Genomic DNA, 17,000 nt, shown 5'->3' on the forward strand with positions numbered 1-17,000 from the left:
AGTGTCGCCTAAGCGGTCACGACACCGATTCGCGCTCCGGCGTCGCCGTGATCTTGTGAATCGACAGATCGGCGCCGTTGTATTCGTCTTCCTGATCGATGCGCAGGCCCACGGTCGCGCGCAGCACGCCATAGACCACGAAACCGCCCACCGACGCCATCACGATGCCGGCCAGCGTGCCGGCGATCTGCGCGCCCAGCGACACGCCGCCGATGCCGCCCAGCGCGCGCGTGCCGAAAATCCCCGCCGCGATGCCGCCCCACGCGCCGCACAGACCGTGCAGCGGCCACACGCCGAGCACGTCGTCGATGCGCCAGCGGTTCTGCACGCAGGTGAACATATAGACGAACAGCACGCCCGCCACCGCACCCGTGGCCAGCGCGCCCAGCGGATGCATGATGTCCGAGCCCGCGCACACGGCCACCAGCCCCGCGAGCGGCCCGTTATAGGTGAAGCCCGGGTCGTTGCGGCCCGCGAGCCAGGCCGACAGCGTGCCGCCCACCATCGCCATCAGCGAGTTCACCGCGACGAGGCCGCTGATCTTGTCGATGGTCTGCGCGCTCATCACGTTGAAGCCGAACCAGCCCACCGCGAGCACCCAGGCGCCCAGCGCGAGAAACGGGATGCTCGAAGGCGGATGCGCGGAGATGCGTCCGTCGCGCGAATAGCGGCCATGACGCGCGCCCAGCAGCATCACGGCCGGCAACGCGACCCAGCCGCCGAACGCATGCACGACCACGGAGCCTGCGAAGTCGTGGAACGGCGCGCCGAAGACATGCGTGATCGCATCCTCGAAACCCAGCCGGTTGTTCCAGACCATGCCCTCGAAGAACGGGTAGATGAAGCCCGTGATCACGAAGGTGGCGAACAGTTGCGGATTGAATTTCGAGCGTTCGGCGATGCCGCCCGAGACGATGGCCGGAATCGCCGCCGCGAACGTGAGCAGGAAGAAGAAGCGCACCAGCTGATAGCCGTTGTGTTCGGCGAGCAGCGAAGCCGGGGAGAAGAACTGCACGCCGTACGCGATCGTGTAGCCGATGAAGAAATAGGCGATCGTCGACACGGAGAAGTCGACGAGGATTTTCACGAGCGCATTGACCTGATTCTTCTTGCGCACGGTGCCGAGTTCGAGGAACGCGAAGCCCGCGTGCATCGCGAGCACCATGGCGGCTCCGAGCAGGAGGAAAAGCGTGTCGGTGCCGGTTTTGAGGTTGTCCATCCTTGCGTCCTGCATTTGCCCTAAAGGAGCGCGTTTGGAGCAAGATGCGGGCCAGGAGTGTGCCGGTTATGCGCCAGCGTGGTGAATCGGGTCGTATGACGAGGCATTCTGACAGTGCGTGAGTGCACCGGAGCGGAACTTGTAGCCGCGCGGGATGCGCCGTCCTTGCGCGTGAGCGTCATGCTGGTGCGAAGCAATTCCAGTGCGTTTCGGCACAATTGCAGTGCTTGCGCGCAAAACTGGTGAGGCGAAGCGCCAGATTGGGGCGATGTATTTAATTATCCTTTCTATATCAGTGGTTTGTTGGTAATTAGAAATAATCGGCGTGGCGAAACGGCGCTGACCCTCAAGCGCCCTGAGGTCTGACAGATACCCCGCACGCGGGGCGCAAACGCCGACATAATGGTGAATCGACACTTTCTGCCGTCCGGACGCTCCGAACCGCCACTCAATGCGCCTCACCACCAAAGGGCTGTTGCTGATCGCGATTCCCGCAGTTTTCGAGTTGACCTTGCTGTCGGCCATCGTCAAGGCCGAGGCCGACGCGGAAGCCGCCGAGCGCATGGGACAGCACAGCCAGGAAGTGCTGGCGCAGGCGGGCCGCGTGCTGGAGCCGGTGCTGGTCGAGTCGGTCAGGTTGCGCGGCGCGGTGGCGGCCAGCGATACACATTTTTCGACGCCGGTCGCCATCTGGATGGACGTGGACCGGCGCATCGACCGGCTGGTCGATCTCGTCTCCGACAATCCGTCCCAGGTCGCGCGCGCGGTGCAGATCCGCCAGGCGGTGCAAAGCTACCGGCAGTGGTCGGACCGCATCCAGGATCTGCTGCACTCGGGCCGTCGTGCCGATCTCGTCGAGCGCTTTCGCACTTTTGCAGATTTCGATGTGCTCGATCGCGTGCGCACCCAGGTCAGCTCGTTCCAGACCGAGGAGCGCCGCCTCGACGTGACGCGCGTGAGCGCTGCCGAACAGGCGCGCGCGCAACAGCAAGCTCTTGTGATGGCGGCTGTGATCGGCTCGATCGCGCTGGTGGCGCTCTCGGTCTGGCTGTTCACGCGCGGCTTGCGCGGGCGGCTCGATGCGCTTTCGGATAACGCCGGGCGGCTGGCGGGCAACGAACCGCTTGCACCGCTCACGAGCGGCAACGACGAAATCGCCCAGCTCGATCTCACGCTGCATCAGATCAGCCAGCGCCTCGTGGAGGCGGAACGTCTGCGGCTGGGTTTCCAGGCCGACCTCGCGCGCCGCGCCGCGCAACTGGCGGCGATCAACGAGAACCTGCGCCAGCAGACCCAGGAAAACGAGATGTTCATCCATAGCGTGTCGCACGATTTGCGCGCACCGCTGGTGAACCTGCAGGGTTTCTCGCGCGAACTCACGCACGCTTGCGACGACCTGCGCGAACGCGTGGCGCGCTCATCGCTGTCGCCCGAGGCGCGCGAGCGGGTGGAGCGCGTCATCAATGAAGATATCGCCGAGGCCTTGCGCTATCTGCAGACCGCGGTGCTGCGCGCCTCGCACATCATCGATGCGCTGCTGCGGCTGGCGCGCGTTGGGCGCGTGGAGTACCGGCGTCAGCGCGTCAATGTGCAGGAACTGGTGCAGCGCGTGGTCGATGCGATGCATGCTTCCGTGCGCGCGCGACAGGCGCAGGTGAGTGTGCGCCCCTTGCCGCCCGTGTGGGGCGATCCCACCGCGCTCGAACAGATCTTCGCGAACCTGATTGGCAACGCGCTTAATTATCTCGATCCGTCACGCGAGGGGCGCGTCGAGATCGGCACGGCCAATGCGCCGCCGGGCGTGGAGTCGCTGCAGATCTTCTATGTGCGCGACAACGGCCTGGGGATACCCGCAGTAGCATTGCCGCGTCTTTTTCAGGCTTTTCAGCGCATGCACGGCAATGTCGCGCCGGGCGAGGGAATTGGACTCGCACTCGTGCGGCGCATGGTTGAACGGCACGGTGGGCGTGTGTGGGTGGAATCCGTCGAGGGCGAGGGCACGACCTTCTATCTTTCGCTGCCCGACGCGCTGGCGGTCGTGCCGCCCGCGCCGGGTGAGGCCGCTGCGTTGATGGCTGCGCACGAGCGCGAACTGCGCGGCGGTGAGGCGGACGAAGCCAGGGAACTGGCCGTGATGGGGGGCGCAGCAGGGAGCGCAGCCGGGGGCGAACAGCGGGCGTAGCAGGGGGGCAGGGGTGCACTAGCAGGCGAAGAGCCGACGTTGCTTGAGCAACTGATGCCCGCGCACCGACCACAGGCAACCTGCGACCGCGAGCACGAACACAATGGCCAGCGCGCCGCGTGGGCTCAGGTAGGGCGCGACGGGAATCTCGCCCGGCGCTGCGAAAGTACGCTGCAGCATGACCAGCGCAGCCCACAGGGACACAGCGGCCTGGATCAGCATGCGCCGGCCGCGTACATGGCGCGCGCGTTCTGCCGAGGTGCCGCGCCGGTTCGAATGACGGCAGAAGAAGGCGATTGCCATCAACGCAACCGCGAGAAGAATGACCCAGTCCGTGAGCGCCATCGCAACACACTCCAGCAATTTGACAATACGTAGAACCGCTATTGTCGGGAGTGCAGATCGATATGGGCATCAGAAGGATCCTAATTTTCGCCCGTGTACGTTAAAGACTGTCAGATGCGTACGCTCCGCGGGTGGCCGAGCGTACGCATAATCCGGGCTTGATCGGCGGGTTTTACGGTTCGATGCGCGTGCCGAGCAGCGCGAGAAACTGGCGCAGCCATTCCGGATGCGCGGGCCAGGCGGGCGCCGTGACAAAGGGCGCGTCGGTGACGGCGCTGTCGATGGCGATGTCGGCATATTCGCCGCCCGCGAGACGCACTTCGGGGGCGCAGGCCGGATAGGCCGAAATGCGCTTGCCGCGAATCACCTCGGCGGCGGCGAGCAACTGCGCTGCGTGACAGATCGCCGCGATCGGCTTGTTGGCACCGGCGAAATATTGAACGATCTCGATGACTTTCGGATTCAGGCGCAGATACTCGGGCGCCCGGCCGCCGGCGATGGCCAGGGCGTCATAGCTCTTCGGATCGATCTCGTCGAAGCTCGCGTTCAGCGCGAACTGATGGCCAGGCTTCTCCGTATAGGTCTGATCGCCTTCGAAATCGTGGATCGCGGTCTTGATGCGTTCGCCGGACTTTTTGCCCGGACACACGGCATCCACCTTGTGGCCCACCGCCTGGAGTGCCTGAAACGGCACCATCGTTTCATAGTCTTCGGCAAAGTCGCCCGTGAGGAAGAGGATCTTCTTGACTGCCATCGCTTGACTCCTGGTTGAGATGGTGGAACGGTTATTGCGCTTTGGGAGCCTACTCCAGCATGATTGACGATTTCACGAACACGCCCGCGGCGCTCGATTGTGCAGTACATCGCTTGCCCGACACCATGATCTGGCGCGCCTACGAGCCGGGCCGCGACGCCCAACCGCTCGCCGATTTGTTTCGCGCGGCGATTCTGACGCTTGCTGCATCGCACTACGACGCCGCGCAGCGCGAAGTCTGGGCCTCGGGCGCAGACGATCTCGCCGGTTTCGACGCGCGCCTGGCACGCGGGGTGACGCTTGTGGCATGCAGCAGCAGCGAGTACGCCGCGTTTGGTCAGCTTTTTCCCAGCGACCACGTGGAAATGCTGTATGTCGCGCCGGCGTGGACGCGCAGAGGCCTGGCGTCGGCGCTTATCGCACGTCTCGAGGCGATCTCGCGCGCGGCACAGGCCATTACGCTCGACACCGATGCGAGCGCGCTGGCGCGCCCTGTGTTCGAACGGGCGGGCTTTTCGCTGGTGGCGCAGGAATCGGTGCGGCGCGGCAGCGTATCATTGCCGCGTTTTCATCTATGCAAACCGCTCAATGCGGTGTCTTTTTCAGGATGACCATGTCTTTGAAGTTATCTCAACGTTGGGCAGGCATGCCGGTTCTGGTGTGCGCGGCGCTTGCCCTCGCGGGCTGCGACAAGCAGAACACGTCGGCGCCCGATCTCAGCAAGCAGTCGGCCGATGCGATGCAACAGGCTGCCCAGAACGCGGCGAGTCAGGCTGCTGCGCAGGCGGCGCAGACGCTCGACAAGGCGGCCAGTTTCGTGAACCAGCAAATCGGCGCAGCGCAGCAGAAGCTCGACGAAACGGCTTCGCAGACGCAGGCGCAAATCCAGTCGAAAAGCGCTAGCGCAAGCGCGTCGATTGCCGACAGCGCCAGCAGCGCCAATGCGTCCAGCGACGAACTCGCCTCGCAGGCGCGCGGTCAGTGGCGCGACGCGGCGAGTGCCGCGCACGCGCTGCTGGGCAATGCCGCCGCGGCCACCGGCACGGGCCTCTCACTGGCCGGGAGCTCCTTGCAGCGTTGGGCCGCGAGCAGTTCGGCGGCAGCCAGCGGCGCGTCGGGTTCGAACCAGTGAGGCGTGCCGCACTACAACGAGCGCGCGCGGGGCGTGAGCTTGACACGGGAAATTAATGTATCTATGATGGTTACACTTCGATGTTGATCACCTATGCAGCCGTGCATTGCGCGGCCGATGTGTCGTGAATACGAGCAGCCGTTTCGCCTTTGCCGTCCATGTGCTCGCGCTGTTGGCGCTGCAGGAGGGCGCGCCGCTGTCGTCGGAGATGATCGCGGGCAGCGTGAACACGAATCCCGCGCTGATCCGGCGTCTTTTGACAATGCTGGCCAATGCGGGCCTCACCAGCTCGCAACTGGGGGCGGGCGGCGGAGCGCTGCTGGCGCGCGAGCCGCAGGCGATCAACCTGCTCGACATTTATCGTGCAGTGGACGATGCGCAGCTTTTCGCCATGCATCGTGAAGAACCGAATCCGGCCTGCATGGTGGGGCGGCACATTCAGGTCGCGCTGCGCGGCATCATCGACGATGCGCAGCGTGCGATGGAAGCGTCGCTGGCCGCGCGCACGCTCGACCAGGTGGTCGACGAGATGCGGCACAGCGAGCGCAAGCTCGAACGCAGTAAAAGTACACGCGGCGCATCGTCTGCCGCACGCTGAACGTAGTGAAGTCATACGCGGGGCTACGCCCCGCTTTTTGGGCCCTTAAATGTAACTATCATGGTTACATAAAATTTCGATCTGGAGTCAATCAATGAGCAAGTCGCTAAAAATCGCCCTGTTTGGTGCAACCGGAATGGTCGGTTCGCGCATCGCCGCCGAAGCGGCGCGACGTGGCCATCAGGTCAGCGCACTCGTGCGCCAGCCCGAGCGCGTCGCGGCGGGCGCCAACGTAGAAGCCGTCAAGGTCGATCTGCTCGATGGCGCGCAAGTGGCAGCGGCCGTGCGCGGCCATGATGTGGTCGCGAGCGCCTATGCGCCGCCGATGAGCCAGCTCGACGATCTGCAGACGGCGAGCCATGCGCTGGTCGAGGGCACGCGCGCAGCGGGTCTGAAGCGCCTCGTGGTGGTGGGCGGCGCGGGCTCGCTGGAAGTCGCGCCGGGCCAGCAGCTCGTCGATACAGAAGGCTTTCCCGCAGCCTACAAGCCAATCGCGCTCGCGCACCGCGAGGCCTCCGCTTACTACCGCACGGTGTCGGACCTCGACTGGACGTTCTTCGCGCCGGCGGCGCTGATCGCTCCGGGCGAGCGCACCGGTAGCTTCCGCACCGGCGCGAACACGCTGATCGCCGATGCGAAAGGCGAAAGCCGCATTTCCGCCGAAGACTACGCCGTGGCCTTCGTGGATGAACTGGAGCAGGGCCGCTTCGTTCGCCAGATCGCCACTGTTGCTTACTGATGGGCTGACGCGCTGCAAGCGCGCTTGCATTCGCTTGCAATCGCTTGCAATTTGCTCAGACCTGCGCGCGACCTCACGTGTGCGAGTGCGGCTACACTGGAACGTCCTGATTTTGCCGCTACGTCCATGACTTCTTGTTCCGGACGGGACGAGGCGGGCGCGCAGGCGCCCGCCTGGCGTTCCGGCCTGCTTGCGCGCATCGCGCGCGCGGCGCGTACCTCGAGCCGCACGTCGTCCCCTGCGTTGTCCCCTGTGTCGTGCCTCAGCCTGCGCCTGTTTCGCCGGCTAGCCGTGCTGGGGATGTGGCTGGCGCTGGGCTGGGGCGCGATCGTCTCCGCTTCGGCACTGGCGGCGGGCCCCAGCGCTGCTGCCGTGCCGGTTTTGCCGGCGCTGCAAAGCCTCATCACGGGGGCGCCCGCGAGCGCATCGGGCGCTTCCGCCGCAGACGCGGCTTCCGCGCCATCGGCGGCCAGCCAGGCCGAATTCAACCGCTCGCTCGACAGCGTGATCTCCACGCTCGATAACGACCGCCAGCGCAACGCGCTGGTTTCCCAGCTCAAGAAGTTACGAAACGTCTCGGAAAACGCCGCGCCGGCGCCTGCGTCCGGCGTGGCGGCGGTCACCTCGGGCCTGCTTGGCGCGATTGCGTCGGGGCTGGCTTCGGTTGAAAGCGATGCACGCCACGGCAGCAGCCCGCTGCATTACTGGGGCAGCCGTTTTAGCGCGGCGGGCGTTGAGATTTACGCGCTCGCATCGGGCGGCGAAGGCGAAAGCCCGGGCCGCATCATCTTCGACATGGCCGCGATGCTGCTGGGCTGGGGCGCCTGCGCGGCGATCCTGCGCTGGCTCGAACGCCGCCTGCTGCGGCGCTTTTCGGTGGATACGGGTTTGCGCCCCAATCCCACCACGATCGAGCTGCTGGTGTTCGTGCTGCATCGCGTGGCGCCGTGGATCGTCGCCTTCGTCGGCGCGCTGGTGGTCGAGCGGGCGCTGCCGCAGGCACTCGGGCGCACGCTCGGCGTGGTGATCGCCTATGCGATCGTCGCGGGCGCGGTGTTCTCGTCGATCTGCCTGATCATGTTTTCGCTGTTCGGCTCGGGCCATCGGCGGGTGGCGGTGCGCATCGTGATTCGCGATGCGCGTCGCCTGCTATGGGCCATCGGCATTTGCGCCGCGCTGGGCGATGCGGCCACCAATTACGAGGTCGCGCATCAGCTCGGCGTGAACCTGTCGGGGCTGGTGTCGACCTTTGCGAATATGACGGCGGCGGTGCTCACGGCGGCGTTTGCGATAGGCTTCCGGCGTCCGGTTGCGCATCTGATCCGCAACCGCAGCTATCAGTTGCGCCACGAACACAAGGCGCTCACCGAAGTGTTCGACGTACTCGCCTCGCTCTGGCAATTGCCGATGCTGCTGCTCGCCGTCGCTTCGATCACGGCGACGGTAGGCGGGCTGAGCAGCAACGAGAATGTGCTGCAGATTTCGGTCGTCACCGCGCTGCTGCTGGTGCTCGCATTCTTTCTGTCGGCGGTGGTGCTGCGCATCACGCGCCCCGATCTGACGCGCGTGCGCCGGCGCTCGCCGTATCTGCGGCGGTTGCTGCGTTTCGCGGGCACGCTGCTCGTGCTGTTCGTGTGGCTCGCGTTTTTCGAATCTTGCGCGCGGCTCTGGGATATCTCGCTTGCGCGCATCATCGAAGCCAGCGTCGCCGCGCGCGGCATCGCTCACGCGATCTTTGCGATTCTGGCTACGGTATTCCTCGCGTGGCTCGTGTGGATCGTGATCGATACGGCGATTCTCGAAGCGCTCAACCCGAGCGGCCCGCGCACCAAGGGCCGCGCCCCCAGCACGCGCGCGCGCACCATGCTGCCGTTGGTGCGCAATGCGCTGCTCGTGTCGATTCTCACGATTGCGGGCATCGTCACGGCGGCGAATCTGGGCATCAACGTGACGCCGCTGCTGGCGGGCGCGGGTGTGATCGGTCTGGCGATTGGTTTTGGCGCACAGTCGCTTGTCACCGACCTGATCACGGGCCTGTTCATCATCATCGAGGAAACCATTTCGGTGGGCGACTGGATCGACCTCGACAACGGTCACGCCGGCACCGTCGAGCATCTGTCGATTCGCACCGTACGGTTGCGCGACGGGCAGGGCGCAATTCACTCGATCCCGTTCTCGCAGATCAAGATCGTGAAGAATCTCTCGCGCGATTTCGCCTTTGCCGTGTTCGAAGTGCGCGTGCCGTTTGCCGTCGATCTGGATACGGTCACGCGCATGATCCGCGAGACCGGTGCGGAACTGGTCGCCGATTTCCGTTATCGCCGCGAGATTCTCGGGCCCGTGGAAGTGTGGGGACTCGATCGCTTCGATCCGAACTGGATGGTCGTGAAAGGGCAGATCAAGACGCGCCCGCTGCAACAGTGGAGCGTGGCGCGCGCCTTCAATGCGCGCCTGAAGCGCCATATGGACGAGGCGGGCATCGAGATGCCGGTGCCGCAGATGCAGGTGCATATGTCGTCGCGCGGCGGCGACGAAGCCCAGCGCGAAGCGCCGGGCGCAGGGCAGACAGCGGCGCAGGCCCATGCGGAGGAAGCCGCGACGCGCTCCGTGGCGCGCGATGCGTCGCATGAACCGCGCCCTGCGCCGCCCCCAACCGCCAGCCCTGAGGGCGCGCCGCCGCAGATTCCTACCGCCGGGCGCAACTAGGCGCGCGATGAAGTGATGGGGACGGTGATGAGGAAAACGAAGCTGTGGCCGGATCAGGCCGCGTGCAACTGCACGAGCGGCACGATGTCGTTCACGCCGGTGGCGATTTCCTCGGCCTGCACGCCATAAACATGCAGGGAGACGCACGGCCCGGCGGTATCGCCAAGGGCGCGCGAGAGCCGATGGATGCCCGCGCGTCCGCGTCCGCCGAAGGCCACCGCACCCGCTGAACGTGCATGCGCGCGCAGCACCGTCGCGCCGTCGCGCGCCGCATCCCATCGATAGAGCGTTTCGGTCAGCGTACCTTGCAGCACGGCGTAGCCGCACCAGGTACGGTGTGCGTGGATCGGGCTCGCCTGTCCCGGCAGCCAGACTAGCGCCGCGACCGCATAACGTCCCTGCGGGCAGGCCGCGACCAGATGCCGACTGTAGCGCGTGGCGCAGCCCTCGCGCTGGGAGGGCGTGACCAGCGCGGGATCGCGCCAGGCGAGGGCCAGAGCGGCGCGCATGCCCCGCGCGAAGACCGGGCAGCGCGACGGATCGTCGGGCGTGCTGCAGGCGTCAAAAGCCGCGTCGAGCGCAGCGCAAAGCCGTGCCACGGCGGCTTCGTGGTCTGAGGCTGCGGCCAGCAGCAGGGCGGGGTCGGTAGGGGCGTTCAAGGCATCTCTCGTCGCGTTCGTCTATACAGAGAGTTATAGCGCCCGATGCACAGAAAGAGTTTCCATTATTTTTTGCGATGGCGGCGTAAAATAGAAGAAATTTCTATCTTACGGGGTGGCGGCGAATGGATATCATCGACAGAAAGCTCGTGGAGCTGCTGCAGCAGGATGCGACCATGCCCGTCGCCGAGCTGGCGCAGCGCGTCAATCTTTCGCAGACGCCGTGCTGGAAGCGCGTGCAACGGCTCAAGGAAACCGGCGTGATACGCGCCCAGGTGGCGCTGTGCGATCCCAAGAAGCTGGGCGTGGGTACGACGGTATTCGTCAACGTGCGCACCAACCAGCACACCGAGGCCTGGGCGCAGACCTTCACGCGCGCGGTGCAGGATATTCCCGAGATCGTGGAGTGCTACCGCATGAGCGGCGAGACCGACTATCTGCTGCGCGTGGTGGTGTCGGATATCGACGATTTCGACCGTGTCTACAAGCAGCTGATCCGCTCGGTGCCGCTGTTCGACGTGAGTTCGAGTTTCGCGATGGAGCAGATCAAGTATTCGACGGCGATGCCGGTGCGCGGCACCTGATGCGCGATTGCGCCGTCAGATTGTGATGCCCGCTATTGCTCGAACCGCAAGCCGTCTGCAAGGCGTCGCGGCGTAGAATGCCCGTTCTTTCCCCATCGCCGGACAGGCCAGGAACCATGAACGATACGCGCAAGAAGAACCCCACCTTTGGCGTTGGCGTGATGATCGTAGTGGTGGTGCTCATCGTGATCGGCACCGTGCTGTTCAACGCGCTGCGCAGCAAGCGCGAGTACGACGCAACGGTTGGCGCGCAGACGTCGAGCGCCGCGTCGGGCGTCGCCGCGAGCGCGGCGCAGGCGCGCGGCGCGGCGCAATAGAAAAAAACCGCGCTTATTCTTCTGGCAGCCGGATCAGGCTCGCATCCTTGCGGATCAGCCACGACGCCGCGAGCATCTGTTTGCACTGGTGCGCCAGCATCTTCAGATCCTGGGCAAGATCGTTCGTCGCGCCGAGTGTTCGTTCCGTCTCCACCACCAGCGTGTCGAGATCGCGCGTCATGCGGCGGGTGATCTCGATCTGATCGTCGGGCACTGGCGCGCCCGCTTCGGCGGCAACGAGGTTGTCGCGCACGCAGTTCAACGCCTGATCGAGCGCGGCCAGTTTCACGGTGGGGGTGAGCTCATCGGCGTTTGCCGCGCTACGTAGCAGCGGCGCGCTGGCCGTGATCTGCGAGGCGAGGACGTGGCTGCGCACCAGCAGATCGTTGAGTTCGGGCACGAACTTCTGCGCTGATTTCGGTTCGAGCATCATGCGCTGAAACGCCTGGCCGAGGTTCGCGAAGGCGACGTGCACGTTCTTGCGCGCAAGACGATAGCGGAAGTCGCGCGCGAGCGAGGGCACGGCGGCGCCAGCCGAAGCCGAAGGCGCCGAGGTCTGCGATGCGGTCTGCGCATTGGTCTGTGACGCGCTTTGCAAAGTGGTCTGTGAAGCGGCCTGTGAAGCGCCCTCCCGATCCAGTTGTGCTTTGGCCTGCGCCGACACCTTCGCGCCCACCGCGGCGACCGGTCCGGGCGGCATGCCCACCGCCGCAGCGCTTTCCAGCGCGAGCGCCTCCTGTTGCTGGGTTGCCTGTGCGGGCACGCGCGCCGCGGTTTCCGTGAGTATCGGCCCGGCGAATGCCGGCTGCGCGGTGCTGGCGCGCCCGCTCCACCATCCGCTCGCCTCCAGGTAGCTGCGCGTCGCGGCGATCATGTCGTGCACGAGCTTGCCCATCAGCCGGTATTCCCAGTACGGGAACAGATGGCTCGCGCCGATCGCGATCATGCACCCCACCAGGGTGTCGATCGCGCGTTCGCCAATGATGCGCATGCTGCCCGGCGCGAGCAGATGGAACATCAGCAGCACATAGGCCGATGTGAACACCACGCTTGCCGTGTAGTTGAACAGCAGCAGGCTGTAGCTCATCACCATCGCCGCGAACATGGACACCAGCAGCACCAGCGGCTGCTTCACCAGCAGGATCAGCGCGATGCTGGCCACGCAGCCGATCAGCGTGCCGACGATACGCTGCGCGTTGCGCTGGCGCGTTAGCGAATAGCCGGGCTTCAGGATGATGATGGTTGTCATCACGATCCAGTAAGCGTTGGTGAGCGGTAAAAGCCGCCCGAGCCAGAAGCCTGCTGCCACCGCAATCGTCACGCGCAGCGCGTGACGGAAGCTCGGCGAGGCCATGGTGAGATTCGAGAAAATCTGTAGCCAGGAGACGCGCCGGTTGGTGACGAAACGCGTGAGCGCTTCGTCGATGCGCAGTTCGGTTTCCGTCGTGGGCACTTCGCTCGCGAGGCTGCGGCGCATGCGATCGATCAGGCGCGTCGCGCTCCAGATGCGCCGGAACGAGGCCGAAATCGCGGCGTAGGCTTCGGGGTCTTTGGTCGGCAGATCGCGCCGCTTGAGCATTTCGAGTTCGAACTCGATGGCGCGCAACTCGGCCTTGACGTTGACATTGGCACGCGGCGCCTCGTTCTGCAGCACGGCGAGGCCAATGTCTTCGAGATCGGCTGCGGCCTTGCGGATCAGATCGCGATAGAACACCAGCAGATCGGAGCCGCCGAAGGTGTTGCGCACCAGCGGGTAATCGGTATGCGCGCCCACGAACAGCTCGTGCAGATCGACCGTGTTGATGAACAGGTTGAAGTGCATCGCGCGGCGCGCATCGACACGCCCGCTCCTCAGTTTGGGCAGATTGCGCAGCACGATGTCGCGTGCCGCGTCCTGACGCTCGACTGCTGCGATCTGCCTGGCGACGAGATTGCGGTAACACTCGTCGAGATCGTTGTCGAGATCGAAAAACTGCGCGCGCGCGAGCAGATAGTCGGCGCAGGCGAACACGCTTTCGGCGAGCGCCTGCTGTTCGATGCGATCGAGCATCAGGCGGCTCACGAGAGTCGACCAGCCCGTGTACCAGAGTCCGCCCAGCAGGATCCACGCGGCGTTGACCAGCGCCTGGTGCGGTGTGAAATGCTCTTCGAGCGTCATCACCATCATGAACAGCGTGGCGAAGCTGATCTGTGGCCAGCGGTTGCCGTAGACCACGATCAGCGAAAGCACGAAGGTGAGCGGAACGACCGTGGCCCAGAGCGCGATCGGGCTGAAGGTGGCAAGACCCGTGGCGTATGCGGATAGAAAACCTATCGCGCTGCACGCGAGCATTTCGTTGCGCTTGTATTTGAGCGGGCCGGGCATGTCGACCACACACGCGCCGAGCGCGCCGGTCGAGATGGTGAAACCCAGCTCGCTTTTGTCGAACACGAAGAGGCACAAAATGGCCGGAAGCGAGATGCCGACCGCGATGCGCAGACCGCCGTAGAAGTACTGGCTATAAAGGAACTTCCTGATTTCTACGGAGTAGCGCATCGACTGCCATGGTGTTCGGATGCGGACGAAAGCGCCGCGGACTGTGGCGCTGAGTTTAAATGATTTCGGGCGCGATCCGTCCGTCTCTGTATTCGGGGTTTCCCGCGCGCACGCGCGTGAGCGGCGCGCGCGCCGTCAGCCCGCTGCGCCGCCGGAAGGATCGGTGGTGCCGACGGTTGAGCCCACCGGCGCGCCCATTGCGGCTGCGTCGCCGAGCAGCCCGTGCGTGCCGCGAATGCGGCGCATGCGCGTGCGATACCAGAAGGTCCACGCGAGCAGCGCGCCGAACATGCAGTAACCGAGAACCGGCGAGATCACGAGGAAGCGCTCGATCGGCCAGGTGGCGGCCAGGTAGGTGCGCAGCGAGGCATCGGCGATCAGGCCCGCGCCCCACACCAGGGTAAGCAGACGCATCGCGGCCGCGAACTTGCGGTTTTCCGTCCAGAGTAGTTCGAGCCGCGCGACGCCTTCACTCGTTTCGCGCGCGACCGTGGCGCGCGTCAGATAGAACACGATAGGCCGTCGCGCCAGCAACGAAAGCAGGAAGGTCACGCCGATCGCGCCGGTGGAAAAGCTCTCGCGCATCAGCAGCGCACGCGTGCCGCCGCCGAATGCCATCGCGACAAGCGACAGGACGATGCCGAGCAGGATCACGGCCGACAGCGCGTCGACGCGCCTGAAGCGGATCAGTTCGACGATGGTCCAGGCCAGCGGCGGCACCGCCGAGGCAATCAGGCCGCCGACTTCGCCCCAGTAAGGTTGGGCGAGCCGGTACGCGACCCAGGGCAGCAGCAGATTGACCGCCAGTTCGGCGACGAATGCTGGACGCACTTTCATGGGATGCGCTCTCCAAAAAAAAGATGAACGAAGTATGGTTCAAGCGCCGCGCATCGGCAAACGGGCCTTGCCTGCATGCTCACGCGCAGAACGCGAACGGTCCACGGTGTTGCATCCCGCGTGCCTGGGCCGCGCGCGCTTGTTGAGGTGCATATCGCGGCGCGGCGCTTCATGCGACACTGCGAGCGTTGCGGGCTTCATCTCAGAGGCCGTCTTCCGCCATTTTTCCTTCGCCATGTCCGAGCGTCTGTCCATCCCGCCGAACGAAATCGAACTCGTCGCCGTGCGCGCGCAGGGCGCGGGCGGCCAGAACGTCAACAAGGTGTCGAGCGCGATCCATCTGCGATTCGATATCCGCGCCTCGTCGCTGCCCGAAGTCATCAAGATGCGCCTGCTCGCGCTCAACGACCGGCGCATCACGCACGAAGGCGTCGTCATCCTCAAGTCGCAGGAGTACCGCACGCAGGAGCAAAACCGCACGGCCGCGCTTGCGCGTCTGGATGCGCTGATCGAAAGCGTGAGCGTGACGCGCAAGGCGAGGGTGGCAACCCGGCCCACGCGCGCGTCGAAGTTGCGGCGTCTGGACGGCAAGGCGCGCCGCGGCGAGGTCAAGACGGGGCGTCAGCGCGTGACGGAGTGACGCGGAGATCGCGTTGGGGCGAGTGATGGAGGGAAAGCAGGAGGGAGATCAAAAGCAGAAGACAGCGCGCGACCGCCACGATCGCGCGCGAGTGACGGCGGCCGACGCCGTTCAACCCATCGGGGTGCGTACGGGTGTGTCTTAGTGCGTGGTTTCGGGCACGTCGAGGATCAGGATGATGGTCCAGTCGGCTTCGCCTTCATGGTGATACTGGCGCTCCGCGACAATGAACGGCTGCTGCTTGCCTTGCGGGCCGAGGAACAGCACGTCGCCTTCCATCGGGAGGCATTCGACCGGGGGCAGTGCGAGGAACGCCTCGGTGCCCTTGCCGCGCGGCATCAGCTTTTCGATCTTGCGGGATGCCGCTTCGGTCCATTCGATGTCGAGCTGGATGTTGCTCATGGATGTTTCTCCGCGCGAGTCGCGCACAAAAGTAGGGGAATTCGAGGTGCGCGACTTTAGCATAACCCGCGCGCGCGCCGACCAGTGGGCGCGTTGGCGTTGAAACCTCAGTAGTGACGCGCGCCGGATAGTAAAAAAGCCGAAACCGGGGACCGGAATCGGCTTTTCGAACCTCTTGCGTTCCAGCGTCCTTGCGGACGCATGGCCGCTTTACTGTTCGGACTTCGGCGGCGCCTTGTGATGCGGATGGCCGCCCTTCTTGTGATGCTTCATGGGCGCTTCGGACGGCTGCGGCATCGCCTGTTGGCGCGCCTGGAGATCCTGCGCGCGCTGCTCGACGTCGGCAGCCTTCGCCGGGTCGGTGCTCATCATGATGCCGTTGTCCGATTGTGCATAAGCGGCGCCCGTCAGAGCGGACAGCGAAATCAGGACTGCGAGGGACACTTTTTTCATCACTACCTCCGAAGGAGCGGTTTATGGACCCAGCTGGTGCCTGTCGAGCAGGATAAGGCACGTCAATTCTAACGACCCTGACGTCATTCCCGATGACGCGGCGTAAGGCTCGCGCATGCGATTTACAACGCCTTACCTATCCTCATTCCTATCCTGGCACATCTGACCCGATCTTGATTGCGACATGCCCTCGGGACATGAGGCTAGAACCAGCCGAGCATCACGTAGACGTGAAACTGCGCAATCCCGATCAATTCGTGCAGGGCAGTTTCGACGTTACGCAGATTGCCCAGACGCGGCCACAGTCCGAGACGCACGTACCGTACCTCGGATACGGCCGGTACCGGATGCATGCCGAAGCGCTCGAAGTCCAGCATCGCACGCGCCATATGATAGGACGAGGTTACGACGAAGAGCGTATCGGCGCGCTGCGAGTGCACGATCGGGGCAACATTACGCGCGTTCTGCCAGGTCGTGAGGCTGGTGTTTTCCAGCACGAGATCGTTGCGCGCGATGCCTGCGCGCAACAGCCACGGGGCATAGGTATCGGCCTCGCTCGCACGATGACGTTGCGGATTGCCGCCGCTCGCGATCACCTTGCACTCGCCGCCGGCCGCGAGGCAGCGTGCCTGTAGCGCCGCCGCTAGCGCAATGCGCGCATAGACGTCCTGCTGTGGCGCGAGCGAGCCATCGGGCATCAGGTCGGTGCCGCCGCCCAGCATGACGGTGGCGGTGCGTGCGCCGAACCGCGCCTGCGCCGGATCATAGGGAGTCCGATATGCCGCGGGCTGGGCCAGATCGAGCAGCGGTTTCGCGAGCCAGCCCGACGCGAGCAGCCAGAAAAAGATGACAGTCGTGAGGACGATAGACCGTCGGGCGCGACGCCACAGCACGAAT

The 17,000-nt window shown here is 64.9% G+C and carries 18 protein-coding genes; 9 read left to right on the plus strand and 9 right to left on the minus strand.

Going from position 1 to position 17,000, the window contains the following annotated elements; translation table 11 throughout:
- Positions 1 to 16: 16 nt before the first annotated feature.
- On the minus strand, positions 17 to 1,219 hold the full coding sequence (locus F4827_RS21540; protein WP_167059490.1) for an ammonium transporter: 1,203 nt from the start codon (positions 1,217 to 1,219) through the stop codon (positions 17 to 19).
- A gap of 451 nt (positions 1,220 to 1,670) precedes the next feature.
- On the opposite strand from F4827_RS21540, the gene F4827_RS21545 reads away from it, so the two are divergent.
- The gene (locus tag F4827_RS21545) at positions 1,671 to 3,401 is read left to right on the plus strand and encodes an ATP-binding protein (RefSeq protein WP_183726891.1); all 1,731 of its coding nucleotides are present in this window, start codon (positions 1,671 to 1,673) and stop codon (positions 3,399 to 3,401) included.
- Positions 3,402 to 3,419: 18 nt separating this feature from the next.
- On the opposite strand, the gene F4827_RS21550 is transcribed toward F4827_RS21545, so the two are convergent.
- Together F4827_RS21550 and F4827_RS21555 are read right to left on the minus strand one after the other, a co-directional pair.
- A complete protein-coding gene (locus F4827_RS21550; RefSeq protein ID WP_183726893.1) occupies positions 3,420 to 3,746 on the minus strand; it encodes a hypothetical protein in 327 nt (108 codons plus the stop codon).
- Positions 3,747 to 3,918: 172 nt separating this feature from the next.
- The gene (locus F4827_RS21555; RefSeq protein ID WP_183726896.1) at positions 3,919 to 4,500 is read right to left on the minus strand and encodes a DJ-1/PfpI family protein; all 582 of its coding nucleotides are present in this window, start codon (positions 4,498 to 4,500) and stop codon (positions 3,919 to 3,921) included.
- Positions 4,501 to 4,559: 59 nt separating this feature from the next.
- Here F4827_RS21555 and F4827_RS21560 point away from each other — a divergent pair, with 59 nt between their 5' ends.
- The 5 genes from F4827_RS21560 (at position 4,560) to F4827_RS21580 (ending at position 9,675) form a co-directional block, all read left to right on the plus strand.
- Positions 4,560 to 5,111, plus strand: coding sequence for a GNAT family N-acetyltransferase (locus tag F4827_RS21560; RefSeq protein ID WP_260175361.1), 552 nt, complete (start codon positions 4,560 to 4,562; stop codon positions 5,109 to 5,111).
- A 2-nt stretch (positions 5,112 to 5,113) separates the two neighbouring features.
- Positions 5,114 to 5,632, plus strand: coding sequence for a hypothetical protein (locus F4827_RS21565; RefSeq protein WP_260175363.1), 519 nt, complete (start codon positions 5,114 to 5,116; stop codon positions 5,630 to 5,632).
- A 124-nt stretch (positions 5,633 to 5,756) separates the two neighbouring features.
- On the plus strand, positions 5,757 to 6,230 hold the full coding sequence (locus tag F4827_RS21570; protein ID WP_183726898.1) for an Rrf2 family transcriptional regulator: 474 nt from the start codon (positions 5,757 to 5,759) through the stop codon (positions 6,228 to 6,230).
- A 94-nt stretch (positions 6,231 to 6,324) separates the two neighbouring features.
- Complete coding sequence (locus tag F4827_RS21575; RefSeq protein ID WP_183726900.1) at positions 6,325 to 6,969, plus strand: NAD(P)-dependent oxidoreductase; 645 nt, start codon at positions 6,325 to 6,327, stop codon at positions 6,967 to 6,969.
- Between the two features lie 126 nt (positions 6,970 to 7,095).
- Positions 7,096 to 9,675, plus strand: coding sequence for a mechanosensitive ion channel family protein (locus tag F4827_RS21580; RefSeq protein ID WP_183726902.1), 2,580 nt, complete (start codon positions 7,096 to 7,098; stop codon positions 9,673 to 9,675).
- A gap of 53 nt (positions 9,676 to 9,728) precedes the next feature.
- Here F4827_RS21580 and F4827_RS21585 read toward each other — a convergent pair whose 3' ends face one another.
- Positions 9,729 to 10,334 carry a cysteine dioxygenase family protein gene (locus F4827_RS21585; RefSeq protein WP_260175364.1) on the minus strand — a complete coding sequence of 202 codons (606 nt, stop codon included), beginning with the start codon at positions 10,332 to 10,334 and terminating at the stop codon, positions 9,729 to 9,731.
- Between the two features lie 125 nt (positions 10,335 to 10,459).
- Between F4827_RS21585 and F4827_RS21590 the strand changes: the two genes are divergently transcribed.
- Positions 10,460 to 10,918 carry an Lrp/AsnC family transcriptional regulator gene (locus F4827_RS21590; RefSeq protein ID WP_027818230.1) on the plus strand — a complete coding sequence of 153 codons (459 nt, stop codon included), beginning with the start codon at positions 10,460 to 10,462 and terminating at the stop codon, positions 10,916 to 10,918.
- Positions 10,919 to 11,034: 116 nt separating this feature from the next.
- On the plus strand, positions 11,035 to 11,235 hold the full coding sequence (locus tag F4827_RS21595; protein WP_183726904.1) for a hypothetical protein: 201 nt from the start codon (positions 11,035 to 11,037) through the stop codon (positions 11,233 to 11,235).
- A gap of 13 nt (positions 11,236 to 11,248) precedes the next feature.
- Here F4827_RS21595 and F4827_RS21600 read toward each other — a convergent pair whose 3' ends face one another.
- Together F4827_RS21600 and F4827_RS21605 are read right to left on the minus strand one after the other, a co-directional pair.
- On the minus strand, positions 11,249 to 13,771 hold the full coding sequence (locus F4827_RS21600) for an FUSC family membrane protein (protein ID WP_183726906.1): 2,523 nt from the start codon (positions 13,769 to 13,771) through the stop codon (positions 11,249 to 11,251).
- 135 nt (positions 13,772 to 13,906) lie between these two features.
- Positions 13,907 to 14,608: a VC0807 family protein gene (locus F4827_RS21605; protein WP_260175365.1), complete on the minus strand. Its 702-nt coding sequence runs from the start codon at positions 14,606 to 14,608 to the stop codon at positions 13,907 to 13,909.
- 235 nt (positions 14,609 to 14,843) lie between these two features.
- Between F4827_RS21605 and arfB the strand changes: the two genes are divergently transcribed.
- Complete coding sequence (arfB, locus tag F4827_RS21610) at positions 14,844 to 15,248, plus strand: alternative ribosome rescue aminoacyl-tRNA hydrolase ArfB (protein WP_183726908.1); 405 nt, start codon at positions 14,844 to 14,846, stop codon at positions 15,246 to 15,248.
- A 141-nt stretch (positions 15,249 to 15,389) separates the two neighbouring features.
- On the opposite strand, the gene F4827_RS21615 is transcribed toward arfB, so the two are convergent.
- The 3 genes from F4827_RS21615 to F4827_RS21625 form a co-directional block, all read right to left on the minus strand.
- Positions 15,390 to 15,650: a DNA-binding protein gene (locus tag F4827_RS21615; protein WP_167059529.1), complete on the minus strand. Its 261-nt coding sequence runs from the start codon at positions 15,648 to 15,650 to the stop codon at positions 15,390 to 15,392.
- Positions 15,651 to 15,860: 210 nt separating this feature from the next.
- A complete protein-coding gene (locus F4827_RS21620; protein ID WP_183726910.1) occupies positions 15,861 to 16,103 on the minus strand; it encodes a hypothetical protein in 243 nt (80 codons plus the stop codon).
- Between the two features lie 203 nt (positions 16,104 to 16,306).
- Entirely contained in the window at positions 16,307 to 16,996 is a 690-nt protein-coding gene (locus F4827_RS21625) for a YdcF family protein (RefSeq protein WP_311674076.1), read from the minus strand.
- Positions 16,997 to 17,000: the final 4 nt, after the last annotated feature.

It is taken from the genome of Paraburkholderia bannensis (assembly GCF_014200455.1).
GTDB classification, from domain to species: Bacteria; Pseudomonadota; Gammaproteobacteria; order Burkholderiales; family Burkholderiaceae; genus Paraburkholderia; species Paraburkholderia bannensis_A.